The sequence below is a fragment of the Pseudomonas sp. MDT1-17 genome, assembly GCF_054898105.1.
Window position 1 is genome coordinate 4874948 of record NZ_JBUBVM010000001.1, and the last position, 17051, is coordinate 4891998.

At 59.0% G+C, this 17051-nt stretch carries 11 protein-coding genes; 6 read left to right on the plus strand and 5 right to left on the minus strand.

The features are described from left to right. Window positions 1–238 precede the first annotated feature (238 nt). Complete coding sequence (gene mnmC, locus ACYZTX_RS22565; protein ID WP_462035915.1) at window positions 239–2221, plus strand: bifunctional tRNA (5-methylaminomethyl-2-thiouridine)(34)-methyltransferase MnmC2/FAD-dependent 5-carboxymethylaminomethyl-2-thiouridine(34) oxidoreductase MnmC1; 1983 nt, start codon at window positions 239–241, stop codon at window positions 2219–2221. Window positions 2222–2226: 5 nt separating this feature from the next. Here the strand turns inward: mnmC and ACYZTX_RS22570 are convergent, their stop codons facing one another. After that, window positions 2227–6975: an NEL-type E3 ubiquitin ligase domain-containing protein gene (locus ACYZTX_RS22570; RefSeq protein ID WP_462035916.1), complete on the minus strand. Its 4749-nt coding sequence runs from the start codon at window positions 6973–6975 to the stop codon at window positions 2227–2229. A gap of 369 nt (window positions 6976–7344) precedes the next feature. Here ACYZTX_RS22570 and ACYZTX_RS22575 point away from each other — a divergent pair, with 369 nt between their 5' ends. From ACYZTX_RS22575 to ACYZTX_RS22590, 4 genes are all read left to right on the plus strand, one after another. Beyond that, window positions 7345–9117, plus strand: coding sequence for an N-acetylglutaminylglutamine amidotransferase (locus ACYZTX_RS22575; RefSeq protein WP_462035917.1), 1773 nt, complete (start codon window positions 7345–7347; stop codon window positions 9115–9117). Window positions 9118–9120: 3 nt separating this feature from the next. Further along, window positions 9121–10869: an N-acetylglutaminylglutamine synthetase gene (ngg, locus tag ACYZTX_RS22580; protein WP_462035918.1), complete on the plus strand. Its 1749-nt coding sequence runs from the start codon at window positions 9121–9123 to the stop codon at window positions 10867–10869. 160 nt (window positions 10870–11029) lie between these two features. After that, window positions 11030–12220, plus strand: a complete 1191-nt coding sequence (locus ACYZTX_RS22585; RefSeq protein WP_462035919.1) for an osmoprotectant NAGGN system M42 family peptidase — start codon at window positions 11030–11032, stop codon at window positions 12218–12220. Window positions 12221–12380: 160 nt separating this feature from the next. Beyond that, a complete protein-coding gene (locus ACYZTX_RS22590; RefSeq protein WP_010461751.1) occupies window positions 12381–12608 on the plus strand; it encodes a YheU family protein in 228 nt (75 codons plus the stop codon). A 5-nt stretch (window positions 12609–12613) separates the two neighbouring features. Here the strand turns inward: ACYZTX_RS22590 and csrA are convergent, their stop codons facing one another. The 3 genes from csrA to ACYZTX_RS22605 form a co-directional block, all read right to left on the minus strand. Then, a complete protein-coding gene (gene csrA, locus ACYZTX_RS22595) occupies window positions 12614–12799 on the minus strand; it encodes a carbon storage regulator CsrA (protein ID WP_282481278.1) in 186 nt (61 codons plus the stop codon). 153 nt (window positions 12800–12952) lie between these two features. Then, complete coding sequence (locus ACYZTX_RS22600) at window positions 12953–13285, minus strand: YnfA family protein (protein WP_462035920.1); 333 nt, start codon at window positions 13283–13285, stop codon at window positions 12953–12955. Between the two features lie 64 nt (window positions 13286–13349). After that, complete coding sequence (locus ACYZTX_RS22605; RefSeq protein ID WP_462035921.1) at window positions 13350–14165, minus strand: SDR family oxidoreductase; 816 nt, start codon at window positions 14163–14165, stop codon at window positions 13350–13352. 279 nt (window positions 14166–14444) lie between these two features. Here ACYZTX_RS22605 and ACYZTX_RS22610 point away from each other — a divergent pair, with 279 nt between their 5' ends. After that, window positions 14445–14603: a DUF3309 family protein gene (locus ACYZTX_RS22610; protein WP_172901242.1), complete on the plus strand. Its 159-nt coding sequence runs from the start codon at window positions 14445–14447 to the stop codon at window positions 14601–14603. Between the two features lie 60 nt (window positions 14604–14663). Here ACYZTX_RS22610 and ACYZTX_RS22615 read toward each other — a convergent pair whose 3' ends face one another. Then, window positions 14664–16757 (minus strand): LTA synthase family protein, encoded by a 2094-nt coding sequence (locus ACYZTX_RS22615; RefSeq protein ID WP_462035922.1) that lies wholly within the window; start codon window positions 16755–16757, stop codon window positions 14664–14666. Window positions 16758–17051: the final 294 nt, after the last annotated feature.

The following is a 17051-nucleotide window of genomic DNA, read 5'->3' on the forward strand; positions in this document are numbered from 1 at the left end:
CAGATTGAGCAAGACTAACGGAAGTTCAAGGTTTGCGGTGATGCAAAAATGGCCAAAAGATCGCAGCCTGCGGCAGCTCCTACGTGGGATCGGCGTACACCCGTAGGAGCTGCCGCAGGCTGCGATCTTTTGCGGTCACCACCATTTTGACCAAGCACGCCATCCTGACACTTGCCATGGATCAAGCACCGCCCCGGCGATCGGCTAGAATGGCCGCCTTGCCGTTGCCGAGCCTGCCATGAAACCTGTATTGCCCCACGCCCAGCTCGACTGGGACGACCAAGGCCTCCCGCGCTCGCGGGTGTTCGATGATGTGTATTTTTCCGATCTGTCGGGGTTGGACGAAACCCGCTACGTCTTCCTCGAACAGAACGCGCTGCGTGAACGCTTTGCTGCGTTACCGGCTGGCGGTCGGCTGGTGATTGGCGAGACCGGTTTCGGCACCGGGCTGAACTTCCTTTGCGCCTGGCAACTGTTCGAACAGCACGCGGTAGCCGGAGCGCGACTGCATTTTGTCAGTGTCGAAAAGTACCCGCTGAGTGCACCGGATCTGCAACGGGCGCTAGCGCTATGGCCGGAGCTCAAGCCGTTTGCCGATCAGTTACTCGCGCAGTACGTGGCGATCCATCAAGGCTTCCAACGGCTGGTGCTGGATAACGGTCGCGTGACGTTGACCCTGTTGATCGGCGATGCATTGGAGCAGTTGCCGCAACTGGACGCGCAGATTGATGCCTGGTTCCTCGACGGTTTCGCCCCGGCGAAAAACCCCGACATGTGGACCGCCGAGCTGTTTGCCGAACTCGCCCGGCTGGCGGCGCCCGGTTCAACCATCAGTACGTTTACCAGCACCGGCTGGGTGCGCCGACTGCTGAATGCGGCGGGCTTCAAGATGAAGCGCACGCCCGGCATTGGTCACAAATGGGAAATCCTGCGCGGCGTGTTCCTCGGCTGGCCTGAAGAAGTCCCGCCGCCCGCCGCAGCCAAACCATGGTTCGCGCGCCCGACACCACTGACCGGCGAACGTCGGGCACTGGTAATCGGCGCCGGCCTGGCCGGTTGCGCCACGGCCGCCAGCCTCGCGGCGCGGGGTTGGCAAGTCAGTCTGCTGGAGCGTCACGATGCGCTGGCGCAAGAAGCCTCGGGCAATCCACAGGGCGTGCTGTATCTCAAACTGTCGGCCCATGGGACGGCGTTGTCTCAGTTGATTGTCAGCGGTTTCGGTCACACCCGGCGCTTGCTTGAACATCTGCAACGGGGCGTCGACTGGGACGACTGCGGGGTCTTGCAGCTGGCCTTCAACGCCAAGGAAGCCGAGCGTCAGGCACAATTGGCGGCGGCGTTTCCCGAAGAGTTGCTGCATACGCTCGATAGAGAACAGGCCGTGACGCGTGCCGGTATCGGCCTGCAATGGGGTGGGCTGTTTTACCCCGAAGGTGGATGGGTGCATCCGCCGGCGTTGTGCCAACGGCAAGCAACGCATCCGAACATCCAGATAATGACCCATCACGATGTGCTGGATCTGCGTCGAATGGATGGACGCTGGCAAGCCTGGGATAGCAAAAACCTGCTGGCCGATGCACCGGTCGTGATATTGGCCGGCGCTGCCGAGATCAAGCGTTTCCCTTACAGCAGCGAGTTGCCACTCAAACGCATACGCGGACAAATCACCCGCCTGCCACAGACACCGGACAGCCAGACGCTGAGCACCGTGGTGTGCGCCGACGGTTATGTCGCGCCAGCGCGAATGGGTGAACACACCCTGGGTGCCAGTTTTGACTTCAACAACGATGACCTGACACCGACAGCCGCCGAGCACGCTGGCAACCTGCAGATGCTCGAAGAAATCTCCAGGGATCTGGTCCTGCGTCTGGGCGCCGACACGATGCAACCCGAATCGCTGGAGGGACGGGCAGCGTTTCGTTGCACCAGCCCGGATTATCTGCCGATTGTCGGACCGCTGGCCGACGCCCCGGCTTTCGCCGAGGCCTATAGCGCATTGAGCAAGGATGCCCGGCAAGTCCCGGACGCCCCTTGCCCCTGGCTGGACGGTTTATACGTCAACAGCGGCCACGGTTCGCGAGGATTGATTACCGCGCCGTTGTCAGGCGAATTGCTGGCTGCCTGGCTGGATGACGAACCGCTGCCACTGCCCAGAGCCGTGGCCGAGGCCTGTCATCCAAACCGCTTCGCCCTGCGTCGATTGATTCGAGGGAAGGCCTGAGGCGTTCAATCGAACGGAAAGCAAGTCATTGACTCGTCAGCCTTCATGGCCGCCTCGGTCAGACGCGTCAACAAACCGGCCTCAGCCCTCTTCAGTTCATCGGCGATGCCGTCGACCTGTGTGAGATATTTCGCACCAAGCGTCTCCTGACTTTCAAAGGCCGTCTGCATCCGCGTGTGAAAAGGCGCAGCAAGGTCGGTGAACTGTTTGCCATGATGCTGACGCAAAAAGTCGATCCAGAACGAGCGGCCACTGATGTAAGTCGACAATTCGGGTGAGAGTTCTGCGGTGAGGACCTTGTTGTAAGCATCATTCAGCTCCTTGGGTGTTACACCACCAAGCGATGCATAACGCATATGCCGGGGCTGACCGACAAGTTCGAGTCTGTCGGCCAGGCCGGTGCGATAGGCCAGTTCCACCTCTACCGGATCAAGCTTGGGATCGGCATTGGCCTGTTGCCGGGCAATCCCGGCGAGGTAATCCTGGCGGAACAAGCGTCGCCCAAGACTTAACAGCCGAGCGGCCTGATCATGGGCGTTGGCGGATTGTCGAACCACGGTATCGATATCCACTGCCACCTCAAGGTTGCTGAAAATCGTCGCCGCAGAATCAGCGCAATGGGTTTTCACCGCCATCGACAGCAATTGATCGCGCAACGCCGAGTCAGCCTCAGTCGCCTCAATCACACTCCAGACTCGCCGGGTCATGTCTTCGCGCACAAAGCGGGTGTCCGCCGCGCTTCCAACGTCTGCCAACAATTCAAAAAATCCAGTCGAACCGGGTTCGTTCTTCAGCGCCACCCAGGCACGATTACGACTGGCATAGGTCTCTTCAACCGTTTTTGACATCCACAGGTCTCGGGCCCTTTGCTCATTGAGCATCACGGTTTTATTGTCCAGCAGCCCCATCCCGATGCCCGTACTGTCACGGTACGTTTCCAGCTTCGCACGGCTCGCCGTGGATATCGGGTTGTGCCGCAGGTTGATCGCTTCGGCGAAGTTTCGAGGGGTCTGGAACAGCCAGCCTGGCAACTCCCGAATTTCATTACCTCGCAGGTCCACCATGTCCAGATTCGGCAAACGAGCAAGCCCCACGGGCATTTCCGTGGCGTGGGTATCGCTCAGGAACAGGGACCGCAGACCAGACATTTTGCTGACATCAATCGTGGCACCCAACCGATTGCCGCTGAGCCCCAGCGTGCGCAGGTTGCGCATCTCGGCCAGCTTGCGCAACGTGTATTCGGTCAGCGCTATCTGATTACCGCCCAGGCTCAAGTGCTCAAGGTTGGGCATGTGCGACAGTGCCTCAGGCAATCGTGTGAGTTGATTGCGGTCCAGTTCCAGACTGACCAGTCCTTTGAACGGTTTGAGGAAATACGCCAGCTCATCTCCGGCCTGCATGTCCTTGATCGAGAGGTAGCGCACGTGGGCGACATCCTGCTCGGTCAGCGTCGGCAATGGCCCCGCTGGGTTACGCTGGAGCGTTAGCGCGGTAAAAGGCTGATTTTGCGGCCATCGCGGATGCGCTACCCGACGCCAGCAGTTTTCGATGGCATTGGCCACCTGACGACGGTTGACACGGATATCGTTGAGTTGCCCCGGCAGCGTCTTCATTTGCACCTCATCCTCGCGCCAGGTTCGCAGCACCCCGCGCAGTGTCTTCAGTTGCTGCTCCAGTTCCTTGATTCGATTCACCCGCAACGTCTGAGTACTGCCGGCCTCATCAAGAAACGACGAGACCTGGGCATCCGTGAACAGCGGAAAGAGCTTTTTGACTTTACGAATCAAACCCCTTGAATAAGAACTCGCAGCGGGAGGATCCGCCTGGACACAGGCAGAAAGGTGTTTCGGTGCTTCACTGTGTTCACCTCGTAACAGCCGTCCGGTACGCGCCCGATCGCCGGTGGCGGCCCGCGACAGTCGTGATCGCAACGTCGGGACATCCAACGCATCGTTGCCAGTGAAGCCCATGCCGATGCGTCGGGTGGCGGGCAATGCATCAAGCATCGACTGAAGCAGCGTTTCGCTCGTCAGATAGGAAGACACATTGCCAGTGCTTTGGGTGACCTGATAGCCGGAGGGTGTCTTGACGATGACCCCGGGCGACAGCGCATCAGCCTCGCCCACGCTGTCCAGCAAGGTGCCGGTCGCTGATCCCTGTCGTACTTCAAGTCGATAGCCGTCATTCCAGCCTTGCACCCGATCCATCAGCCCGAGCGCCAGTGTGTCGGTGTCGGCATTGGCCAGTTGCGGGAAATGCAACCCCGTGAGTGCACGGTCCTGCCTGATCGCGGCCTGCGCCTCACTGACCTGCCGGGCGAGATCAATGCCAAGGATTTTGCGGTCACGGAGAAAAATGCGATCCCTGCCAGAGGCATTATCCAGCAACTCCTGACACACGCGGATGGGAAGGTCAGCGGCGTGTTCACGCAACGTCGCAACGTCACCGGTGGCGGTGCCGTCATAGGTTTTATAGAGCCACTCACGCAGCGGCTGGTGATTGCTCTTGAGACTTGCCGCAATCTTCTTTGCCAACAGCTGCGATTTCGATTCAGTCGTCGTGCTACCGATGATGCCCTCGACTTCTTTCAGATAGAGGCCACTGATGACGGTATCGAGCAATTGTCCCGAAGCCAGTTGCGTCTGACTGACGTGCACGCTGTTGATGTCATCGTTGTGGGGTGCTGTTTCGGGGAAGCGGGACACGACTAGGTCGTTCTCGTCGCGTACTTCAATGAAGCGCTCCTTCGGCCAGCCGGGCAGCCTCGGCAGTGTATGCAGTTGCTCCTGAAGAAAGTCGGTATTCGCCGTCTCTCCGCGCTCCATGGCCGCGACCCTATCGGTGATGGACTGGTCGAGTTTAAAGCGCTCTACACAGTCGTTCAGCCGCTGCGGCAACTTGAGATTGCTTTCATGCATATGGTGCAACTTGTCGGTCGATAATTCGGTGATTTCGGCAAAAGGTTCCAGATCAATGCCGAGATGGCTCAGGCGCTGATCCGAGCGTCCCAACGCATACCCGGCATCGTGCCACTCGTGTGCGTGCTCATAGACATGCCGCCAGCCACCTTCCACGTTTCGTTCGATGGCCGGCTGGAATGCGTCCGTTCGGACAGGATGATTGATGGTCCATGCCGCCCCCTCAGTGTTGCGAGTGACTCGATAGGGCGCCCCATCCATGACGATCGACGTCAGTCCGGCATGCCGGTAGAGCCCTTGCGAATCAGGTTGCACGTCGGCTGGCAGTGTCGAGGTCTGTTTATAGGGTTCGAGGTCGGGTTTCCATAATCTTGTTTTGCCATCAGTGCGGGTGACGGCCTCGAATCCGTCGTAGAAAGCCACCTGCTCTTTCACGCTTCTGCTGACGGCTGAAAAAATGTTGCCGCCCGCCGCAAATGCCGCCATTTGCGCGACGTTTTCCACAACGTTCAGCAAATGGGACAACGCCTCGGTTCGCTCGCCATGTGTCCAGTCAACCGCACCTTCATACACCTCGCTGACAATGTCGACTACGGCCACCACCAGCATCAGTTGGCCGATCACAGGCACGAAAAAAGAGGCCGCGTTCAACAGCACAAGACCTCCATTCACCAATAGCTGAATGGTTTTTTCCCGCTGTTGCTCATCGACGTCTTGGGTCGGGACAGCAAGGATTCGCGCGTCTTGTTGAGTCTTGCTGACAAACGTACTGAAGAAAAAATCGGCAAGACAGGTGTCGGCGGGAGAGGCGGTGAGCGTACCCAGGGTCCTGCCCTTATCAAACCCGGTAAAAAAATCGGTTTTTTCGTGGCCGTGGAGGTACTGCTCGACGAAAAACTTTCTGTAGCTTGTACTTTGCAATTTGAGCGTGAGGTAGACCTTGAACTCCTCCAGCGAGGCGTATTCGAACAGCGGCCGTCGGGGTTCGTTCGGCATGTAAACCACGCACTTGGCCTTAGGCTCGTTCTCGATGGAGGCCTTGGTAAATACCAATACCCCACAGATGCAGGCGTCATGAATCGTCAGGCCTTGCCAAAGCACCGGCCCGCCATCAAACCGTGCGTCCTTGGTTTGAGCTGCAGGGACATCCTGTTCGAGCACACTCAACAGCATCGTATAAGTGGCCTGGGTGATGTCCTTTTTCAGGTAGGCAATAGGGAGGGCCACTTGCATGTCCAGCACCTTCAATCGCCGGATGTCAGCTGTGGAAGCCCGATCATCGACAGGCACTCCTTTATTGGGTTTTGCCGGCAATGCCAGGGCCTCGCTGATATGGCGTTGATAGCGGGCACCCAGGTCGAGTTCACGACAGAGCGTTGCGAACTTTTCGGTGGTTATTTCAGTTCCTGATTGGGCCTTCGCGTCGATCCGTATCACTGACTCCACCGGAGTTGCGCCGCCCTTCGCTTCTTCAACGGTGAAGTTTTCCATGGCCGCGTGGAGCAGGCTGCGTGAGGTGGTGGTTTCTTTAGCCAGGGAGCCGAACGGAGCAAGTCCTGTTGACGAGTATGTTTTTTTTGTGATGTCCAGCGTGTCCCGCGCGACGTCGAAATCGGTCCTCCATTTGCCCTTGAGGAAGGTGGTCAGCTGCTCTTGGCAGAACTCGTCCAACGGCTTGAGCTTTTTCAGCGCCGTTGTGACCTTGCCTTGAACAAGAAAAGACTGCTCGAAGGCGGTTCTCAGAGCCTGCACCACCTTCAGACCCGGAGTCGCCAACCATTCTGGAATAGACGTTTGCAACACTTCAGCCTTGTCCAGATCACCGGTGTGTTCCAACAAAGCCGCGAGACGTTGCGCGGGTGTCATTGGCTCCGCCGCGGGGGCGGCCTTCGAAGTTGTAGCCAGCATGAGCAATATCCTTATTGCGTTAGGAGGCGCTCAGTCTATGAAGCTCGACAGGCAATTAATAATTCGAATTCCGGATCGGAGTGGCGCGCATCCAAGCAACAACTCCTATGCATCACATCATTAATTACCACCACTGCACTGCGCATTTCTGCCCTGCCTGCCATTCGTCCGGCAATTTCTGTTTATAACTTATCGATCTAAAACTCCCACTACCGAGGCGGGTCAGTTTCTGAGTACCCGTCGTTTTTGGCGAGGTATCGATTGACCCTCCCCAACGGAAAAACCGGTAAGGACTTTATGTGCGGATTAGCTGGCGAGTTACGCTTTGATCATCAACCTGCGGACCTTGCAGCCGTTGAACGAATCACCCATCACCTGGCACCACGCGGCCCTGACGCGTGGGGCTTTCACAGCCAGGGGCCGATTGCCCTTGGCCATCGTCGCCTGAAAATCATGGACCTGTCGGACGGCTCGGCACAGCCGATGGTCGACAATCAATTGGGCTTGTCACTGGCCTTCAATGGCGCGATCTACAACTTTCCGGAACTGCGCACCGAGCTTGAAAGCCTCGGTTATGCCTTCTATTCCGGTGGTGACACCGAAGTGCTGCTCAAGGGCTATCACGCCTGGGGCGAAGCGCTGCTGCCAAAGCTCAATGGCATGTTCGCCTTCGCCATCTGGGAACGCGACGCCAAGCGCCTGTTCATCGCCCGCGACCGTCTCGGCGTGAAGCCGCTGTACCTGTCGCGCACCGGTCAGCGCTTGCGCTTTGCCTCGGCACTGCCGGCGCTGCTCAAGGGCGGCGACATCAACCCGATCCTCGATCCGGTGGCACTCAATCATTATCTGAATTTCCACGCCGTGGTCCCGGCGCCGCGCACCTTGCTGGCCGGTATCGAAAAGCTGCCGCCAGCGACCTGGATGCGCATCGAAGCGGATGGCACCACCGAGCAGAAAACCTGGTGGACCCTGCCCTACGGCCCACACGCCGACGAGATGAATCTGACACTGGAAGACTGGCGTGACCGTGTACTCGACAGCACCCGTGACGCGGTGGCGATCCGTCAACGTGCGGCGGTCGATGTGGGTGTGCTGCTTTCGGGCGGTGTTGATTCGAGCATGCTGGTCGGTCTGTTGCGTGAAGTCGGTGTTGAAAACCTGTCGACCTTCTCCATCGGTTTCCAGGATGCCGGTGGCGAGCGCGGCGATGAATTCCAGTATTCGGACCTGATCGCCAAGCACTACGGCACGCAGCATCACCAACTGCGCATTGACGAAAAAGAGATCATCGAGCAACTGCCTGCGGCGTTCCGTGCCATGAGCGAACCGATGGTCAGTCATGACTGCATTGCGTTCTATCTGCTGTCCCGTGAAGTGGCCAAGCATTGCAAGGTGGTGCAAAGCGGCCAGGGTGCCGACGAGTTGTTCGCCGGTTATCACTGGTACCCACAAGTCGACGGTGCCGCCGATCCGTACGCGGCCTATCGCGATGCGTTTTTCGACCGTAGCTACGACGACTACGCCGCCACTGTGCAGCCGAAATGGCTGACAGCGAATGACGCCGCTGGTGACTTCGTCAAAGAACATTTCGCACAGCCCGGCGCCGATGCGGCGGTGGACAAGGCCCTGCGTCTGGACAGCACGATCATGCTGGTGGACGACCCGGTCAAACGCGTCGACAACATGACCATGGCCTGGGGCCTGGAAGCGCGCACGCCGTTCCTCGACTACCGCCTGGTGGAATTGTCGGCGCGCGTGCCGGGCAAATTCAAACTGCCGGATGGCGGCAAGCAAGTCTTGAAAGAAGCCGCGCGGCTGGTCATTCCGAGTGAAGTAATCGATCGCAAAAAAGGCTATTTCCCGGTCCCTGGTCTCAAGCACTTGCAGGGTGATACGTTGAACTGGGTGCGCGAGCTGCTGCTTGATCCGAGTCAGGATCGCGGCCTGTTCAAGCCAGAGATGCTCGACCGCCTGCTGACCGATCCGCAGGGCCAGTTGACTCCGTTGCGCGGCTCCAAGCTGTGGCAATTGGCGGCGCTGAACCTGTGGCTCAGTGAACAAGGAATCTGATCGATGAAACCCCACGCCACGGCCTACAGCCAACGCTTGTTGCGCGGTCAGGCGCCCTCATACGAACGCTTGCAGGCGCGTCTGGCCGAAGACGGCAGCGAATTGGGCGCCGCACCGATAGCCGTGCATTGCGGTTGGGGCCGGTTGCTGATCGGCCATACCTTTCCGGATGCGGCGAGCCTGGCCCAAGAGCTGCTCAACGAGCAGACCGGTGAACGCGACATCGCCCTGTACGTGGCTGCGCCTCAGCAAGTGCTGGGGTTGGAGCCGGCCCAATTGTTTCTCGACCCGTCCGACACCTTGCGCCTGTGGTTCAGTGATTACCGCCAGTCCACTCGGGTGTTTCGCGGTTTTCGCATTCGCAGGGCCCAGGGCGACGCGGACTGGCAGGCGATTAATCAGCTGTATCAGTTACGCGGCATGTTGCCGATCGACGCGAGTCTGCTGACCCCGCGCCATCAGGGTGGCCCCGTCTACTGGCTGGCCGAAGATGAAGACAGCGGCGCGATCATCGGCAGTGTCATGGGCCTCAATCATCACAAGGCGTTCAACGACCCAGAGAACGGCAGTAGCCTGTGGTGCCTGGCAGTCGATCCGCACCGTTCGCGACCAGGTGTCGGTGAAGTGCTGGTGCGGCATTTGATCGAGCACTTCATGAGCCGTGGGCTGAGTTACCTGGATTTGTCAGTACTACACGACAACCGCCAGGCGAAAAGTCTTTACGCCAAGCTCGGGTTTCGTAACCTGTCGACCTTCGCGATCAAGCGCAAGAACGGGATCAATCAGTCGCTGTTTCTGGGCCCCGGTCCCGAAGCCGAATTCAACCCGTATGCGCGGATCATCGTCGATGAAGCCCATCGGCGCGGCATCGAAGTACAGGTCGATGACGCCGAGGCCGGTCTGTTCACCTTGGTGCATGGCAGTCGGCGTGTCCGTTGCCGTGAGTCACTGAGTGACCTGACCAGCGCCATCAGCATGACGTTGTGCCAGGACAAAAGCCTGACGCACAAAGCGCTCAAGGCCGCTGGTTTGAACCTGCCGGCGCAGCAACTGGCCGGCAATGCCGATGACAATCTGGCGTTTCTCGACGAGCACGAACGCGTGGTGGTCAAACCGCTGGATGGCGAGCAGGGCCAAGGCGTCGCGGTGGATCTGCGGACCATCGAAGAGGTCCAGCAAGCCATCGAATCCGCCCGCCAGTTCGACAGTCGAGTGCTGCTGGAGAGCTTTCACGATGGCCTAGATTTGCGAATTGTGGTGATCGGTTTTGAGGTGGTCGCCGCGGCCATTCGCCGACCGGCAGAAGTGGTGGGCGATGGCCAGCATTCCATCGGTGAGCTGATCGAAGCTCAGAGTCGGCGGCGTCAGGCGGCTACCAGCGGTGAAAGCAAAATCCCTCTGGATCATGAAACCGAACGCACCTTGCACGCGGCGGGTCATGACTACAGCAGCATTCTGCCGGCCGGTGAGCATCTGTTCGTACGGCGTACGGCGAATCTTCATACCGGCGGCATTCTTGAGGATGTGACGGCGATCCTGCACCCGACGTTGGTGGATGCGGCGGTGCGGGCGGCGCGGGCGCTGGATATTCCGATGGTCGGGCTCGACCTGATGGTGCCTGCCGCCGATCAACCGGACTATGTGTTTATCGAAGCCAATGAGCGTGCCGGGTTGGCCAACCATGAACCGCAGCCGACGGCCGAGCGGTTTGTGGACTTGTTGTTTCCGCATAGTCAGCCGGCTGTTTCTTAATGATGTAGAGCCTGGACTGGCGCCTTCGCGAGCAGGCTCGCTCCCACAGCTGACCGCATTTCACTGTGGGAGCGAGCCTGCTCGCGAAGGCGTCAGGTCAGGCACCCAATCTCTTCTCCTCATCGAAACCATCGATGCGCTTAACTCATCAGGAGTTTCCATGACCAGCAAAATTCCGGAACCGGATCTGAACTACCTTCAAAAAGTCCTGCTGGAAATGCTCGCCATCCCCAGCCCGACCGGGTTCACCGACACCATCGTGCGCTATGTCGCCGAGCGGCTTGAAGAGCTGGGCATTCCCTTTGAGATGACCCGCCGCGGCACCATCCGTGCCACCCTCAAGGGCAAGAAGAACAGCCCCGACCGTGCGGTCTCCGCCCACCTCGACACCATCGGCGCGGCGGTTCGCGCGATCAAGGACAACGGTCGTCTGACCCTGGCCCCTGTCGGTTGCTGGTCCAGCCGTTTTGCCGAGGGTAGCCGGGTCAGCCTGTTTACCGACAACGGCGTGATCCGTGGCAGCGTACTGCCGCTGATGGCGTCCGGGCATGCGTTCAATACCGCCGTGGATGAAATGCCGATCAGTTGGGATCACGTCGAACTGCGCCTGGACGCCTATTGCGCTACTCGCGCCGATTGCGATTCTCTGGGGATCAGCGTCGGTGATTTCGTCGCCTTCGACCCGTTACCGGAGTTCACTGAAAGCGGCCACATCAGCGCCCGTCACCTCGACGACAAGGCCGGTGTCGCAGCCCTGCTGGCCGCCATGAAAGCGATCGTCGACAGCGGCGAAGAGCTGATGATCGACTGCCATCCACTGTTCACCATTACCGAGGAAACCGGCAGTGGCGCGGCCGCCGCATTACCGTGGGACGTCAGCGAATTCGTCGGCATCGACATTGCCCCGGTCGCTCCGGGCCAGCACTCCAGTGAACATGCCGTGAGCGTGGCGATGCAGGATTCCGGCGGACCTTATGACTATCACCTGTCGCGGCATCTGCTGCGCCTGGCCAGTGACAACGAGTTGCCGGTGCGCCGCGACCTGTTCCGCTACTACTTCAGCGATGCCCATTCGGCGGTCACTGCCGGGCACGACATTCGCACCGCCCTGCTCGCCTTCGGCTGCGACGCCACTCACGGCTACGAACGCACCCACATCGACAGCCTTGCCGCCCTCAGCCGCCTGCTCGGCGCCTACATCCTCAGCCCGCCAGTGTTTGCCAGCGATGCACAACCGGCCAAGGGCTCACTCGACCGGTTCAGTCATCAGATCGAACATGACACGCAGATGGAAAGCGACACGCGGGTGCCGTCGGTGGACAGTTTGGTGGGGCAGCGCTCGGATAGCTAAAGCGAACGCAAAACCGTAGGAGCTGCCGCAGGCTGCGATCTTTTGATCTTTGGCGTCAGTTGCATCGCTGAGAATCAAAAGATCGCAGCCTGCGGCAGCTCCTACTGGTCCTGTGAGCTCAACCTCCGTAGCATCGCGACATTGTTTAGCCGAGGTGCCCATGCTGATTCCCTACGACCAACTTGAAGTCGATACCCTCACCCGCCTGATCGAGGATTTCGTAACTCGTGACGGTACGGACAACGGTGATGACACGCCGCTGGAAACCCGTGTTCTGCGGGTTCGCCAGGCATTGACCAAGGGCCAGGCGCTGATTGTCTTCGATCCGGACAGCGAGCAATGCCAGTTGATGCTCAAGCATGATGTGCCCAAGCATCTGTTCGACTGACGCCTTCAGCGCCCTTTGTTTTTTGCCCGTTTGGCCTGGATGCGGTCGTAGACCTCTGCCCGGTGCACGCTGACGTTCTGCGGCGCTTCGACACCGAAGCGCACAGTGTTGCCGTTGACCGCGACAATGCGCACGGAAATGTCGTCACCGATGGAAATCAATTCGCCCACAACGCGACTGAGTACAAGCATGACATTCATCCTTCAAGGTTTTCGGACCCTGAAGATGCCCCGCGTGCAGCGGCTCTTCAATGCGCTGACAGACAATCAGTCCCGCCCTACAGCGCAGGTCGAACGCGTCCTAAGGAAACGTCTGACAAACCTATTGATTGAAGGACCGATCCTTCAGGAGGCGGAGAAACGCGGCCCGAAAAGGATGATGCTCGCCCCGATCATACACATCGCCACACCGATCCAGTCCGAGCCCAGCGGACGAATCCGCTCGACCACCGCCAGCCAACCAATCGACGCGATGATGTAGATACCACCGTAAGCGGCGTAGGCGCGACCGGCATAGGTCGCTTCGATGCGGGTCAGCAGCAGCGCGAACAAGGTCAGGCTGAGCAGAGCCGGCACGACCCACCAAGCGCTTTTCCCCTGGCGCAGCCACATCCAGAAGGCAAAGCACCCGGCGATTTCAAACAGCGCGGCAAGGAAAAACCACAGGTAATTGAGCATGCAAACGTCTCACGAGGATGACCGATTGCGGCCACCCTAACGACGGTGTTGTGCACGGGCAAGCTCAGCCTGCGGATTGTTTGGCCTTGGCGCGCATTTTGTCGGCCATGACGGTCATTTCGTCGTAGAGCAGTTGCGGGTTCTTCTGCTTGAGCGCCCAGGCCATGCGGCCCTGCTCGTGCGGCAGAATCATGAATTCGCCGGCGGCAACGTGTTGATAGATGTAATCGGCAATGTCGGCAGCGGTGATCGGCGAGCTTTCCAGCAACTTGCCGACCTGGGCTTTCATCGCCGGCGTCGGGCCACGGAAGGAGTCCAGCAGGTTGGTCTGGAAGAACGACGGGCACACCACATGCACGCCAACTTCCTGCTGCGCCAGTTCGATCAGCAGACTTTCGGACAATGCCACCACGCCAGCCTTGGCGACGTTGTAGTTGCTCATGGCCGGGCCTTGCATCAGGGCTGCCATCGACGCGATGTTGATGATCTTGCCTTTGCTTTTTTCCAGCAGCGGCAGGAAGGCCTTGCAGCCCTTGACCACGCCCATCAGGTTGATCGCGATCTGCCAGTCCCAGTCTTCCAGGGACAGTTCATTGAAGAACCCGCCCGAGGCAACACCGGCGTTATTGACGATGACATCGATGCCACCGAGTTTCTCTTCGCAAGCCTGAGCGAAGGCGGTCAGCTGGCTGTAATCGCGCACGTCGCAACGCTGGATAAAACCATCGCCACCGGCTTCGCGAACCAGCTTGAGGGTTTCCTGCAGACCGGGTTCGCTGACATCCGACAAGGCCAGCTGCCAGCCTTCACGCGCCCAGCGCAGCGCGATTTCGCGACCTAAGCCTGAGCCCGCGCCAGTGATCATCATGCGATTTTGCATAGCAAACAGCCTTGTAGTTCCGGGGAAGATGCATCGAGTGTAGCGAAGGACAATGCCCGACCCACGCTCCATCAGATTGCTGAATGGCCCGAGCAAACCGCGGGAGCGTCTGAACCAACTAGAGTAATAAAAAACGAAATAAGCCTTTCTTCGAAAAACATTAAAAAAACTTGGAATTTTCTTTCATGAGCGACAGTCGGATTTTGTAAGCAGCCTGGTTTTATAGCATCCCGGCTGACAGTTAAACGCCAGGTACTCCAGAACACTTCCAACAAGGAAATAGACATGGGCACAATTCTTATCGTAATCCTGATCCTCTTGCTGATTGGTGGTTTACCAGTGTTCCCGCACTCCAGAAGTTGGGGTTATGGCCCGTCGGGTATCATCGGCGTCGTGTTGGTGGTGCTGTTGATCCTGCTGTTGCTCGGCAAGATATGAAGGTTTAACCGGCAAAAAAAGAGGCCCTTTTGAAGGGCCTCTTTTTTATTGCGTCAAGACTTAGTCCGGCTTGCCGTCAACCACACCGGCGGTGTTGTCGATCAGGCTCTTGGTCGCCGTTTGCAGGAACGCTTCGAGCTTGAGCTTCAGCTCAGCGGTACGCGGCGCATCAGTAACGATCTCGGCGTGAGGCGTCGCGCCCAGTTCGTACTGGTACATCTTCGGCGCCATTTCCTTTTCCTTCGGCAGAACCAGAATCTGATCAGCCGTGATGATGGCGGTGGTCTGCTCGCTACCCGATGGCTTGATCACGCCAAAACCAGTGTCGCCTTCAGGCAAGTTGAGCAGGTCACGCCCCCAGCACTGATGACGCACTTCGCCACCAATGCGGCCCATGATGGTCGGCACGATGTCGATCTGCGTGCCCACGGTATGGTCACGCTGGCCGAACTTCTCCTGGATGCCCGGTGCGATCATCAGCATCGGCACGTTGAAGCGCCCCAGGTCCATTTCGGTGATCTGACGCTCGTTGCCAAAACCGTGGTCGCCGACGATCACAAACAGGGTTTCCTTGAAATACGGCTCCTTTCGGGCTTTTTCAAAGAACTGGCCCAACGCCCAGTCCGCGTAGCGCATGGCCGTCAAATGCTCGTTCAGGCTACCGCGGTCAGTCACGCGCTCGACCGGCAATGGGGTCGGCAAGGCGTATGGCGTGTGGTTGGACAGGGTTTGCAGCAACGCATAGAACGGCTTGCCGTTTTCCCGCGCCTTGAGCTCTACCAGACCACGGTCGAACATGTCCTGGTCGGACACTCCCCAGGTCGGATCGGAGAACACCGGATTCACGAAGTCGTTACGACCAATGAAGTTGGTCATGCCCTGGTTACTGAAGAAACCCGACTGGTTATCCCAGGCGAAGTCGCCGTTATAGACGTACACGTCGTCGTAGTCACGGGCGCTGAGCAATTGCGGCAGGCCGGACAACTTGTGGCCGCCTTCCGGGGTCTGCATCAGGTATTCGAAACCCGGCAGGTTGGGGAAGCACGCCATGGTGGCGAACATACCCTGGTGGGTATGGGTGCCGTTGGAGAAGAAGCGATCGAACATCAGGCCTTCCTTCGACAGTTTGTCGAGGTACGGCGTGATGTTGCCCGGTGCACCCAAGGCTCCCACCGAGTGACCGGCCATGCTTTCCATCAGGATCACGACGACGTTCTTGATCGGCAGGGTCTTGTCGGCCGGCGGCGTGTAATCGCGACGCACGGCTGCGGTTTCGCTATCCACCAGCTTGTCGTCCGCCATCACCAGCATGTCACGCACCACTTTCTGCGCTTCAGGCTGTGGCAGGGTGGCCTTCCAAATGTTGTCGCGATCTTCGGACATCCGGCTCTTGGCCGCTTCTACCAGCGACAACGTGCCGTTAAGGCCCAGCTGGTTGGCGAAGTTCGAGTCGGTGGTATAGACGTCACCCCAACGCATTGGCGGGCCCTGACGCAGGGTGCCGCGAGCGGCGACCACACAGACCAGCAGGCAGATCACGAACACCGCGATGCGCGAATACCACGGGGCGATCTGGCGCGTACCGATGCTGCCGCCGCTGAATGGACCACGTGGACGGGTGGCGCGGTCGGCGCCCTTGAACGCCAGTGTCAGGATCAACGTGCCCACGGCCCAGGCCAGCAGGTAGCGCACCACCGGGAAACCGTACCAGAGCATGCTCATGACGGTTTTCGGGTCTTCCTTCACATACTGGAAGACCAGGCCGTTGAGGCGCTGGTGAAACTCGCGATAGAAATCCATCTCCATCAGGCCGAGGAACAGCGCGATGCTCGAGGCAATGGTCAACCAGAAACGGAAGAACCCGCGTGCGGCCATGGCCCGGGTGCTGAACAGTGCCAGCACCAGCGGAATGCTGAGGTAGACCACCAGACGCAGGTCGAAACGCAGGCCGTTGGCGAACGCTTCGAGGAAGGTCGAAGCCGGGGTATCGAGGATCATCGAGCTGTTGTAGACCAGCAGCGCGACGCGCAGCAGGCTGAACATGACCATCATGACCAAGGCACACAGCAACGTGTAGGCCAGATGCGATTTGACGGTCGGTTGCAGCAGGCGACTTGAAGCTCGCTGCTGATTCAGGGCGTCCGGGATTGCCATGTCGTTTTAGGACCCATTGGAAGTTGAAGTTTCAAAAATACAGCGGCGCCTTGCCCTCTGTTGGCCAGTACTCGGCCCCGGGGCTTGCGCGGTGCGCAAATGTTGCACGATCATCCGCGGCATTGCCATTGATTACTGCCCCGCATGTTTGGCGCGGGCGGATTGTCTTGGAGACTTTGTGAAAATTTCGTGCAACGCGATATCCGGAAACAAAATACAGGCCCCTGCTCTTGATGCCCGTTAGTTCGGGGGGCATATCCATTTCTTCGGTAATGGCTGCTCTTTGATCGGGGG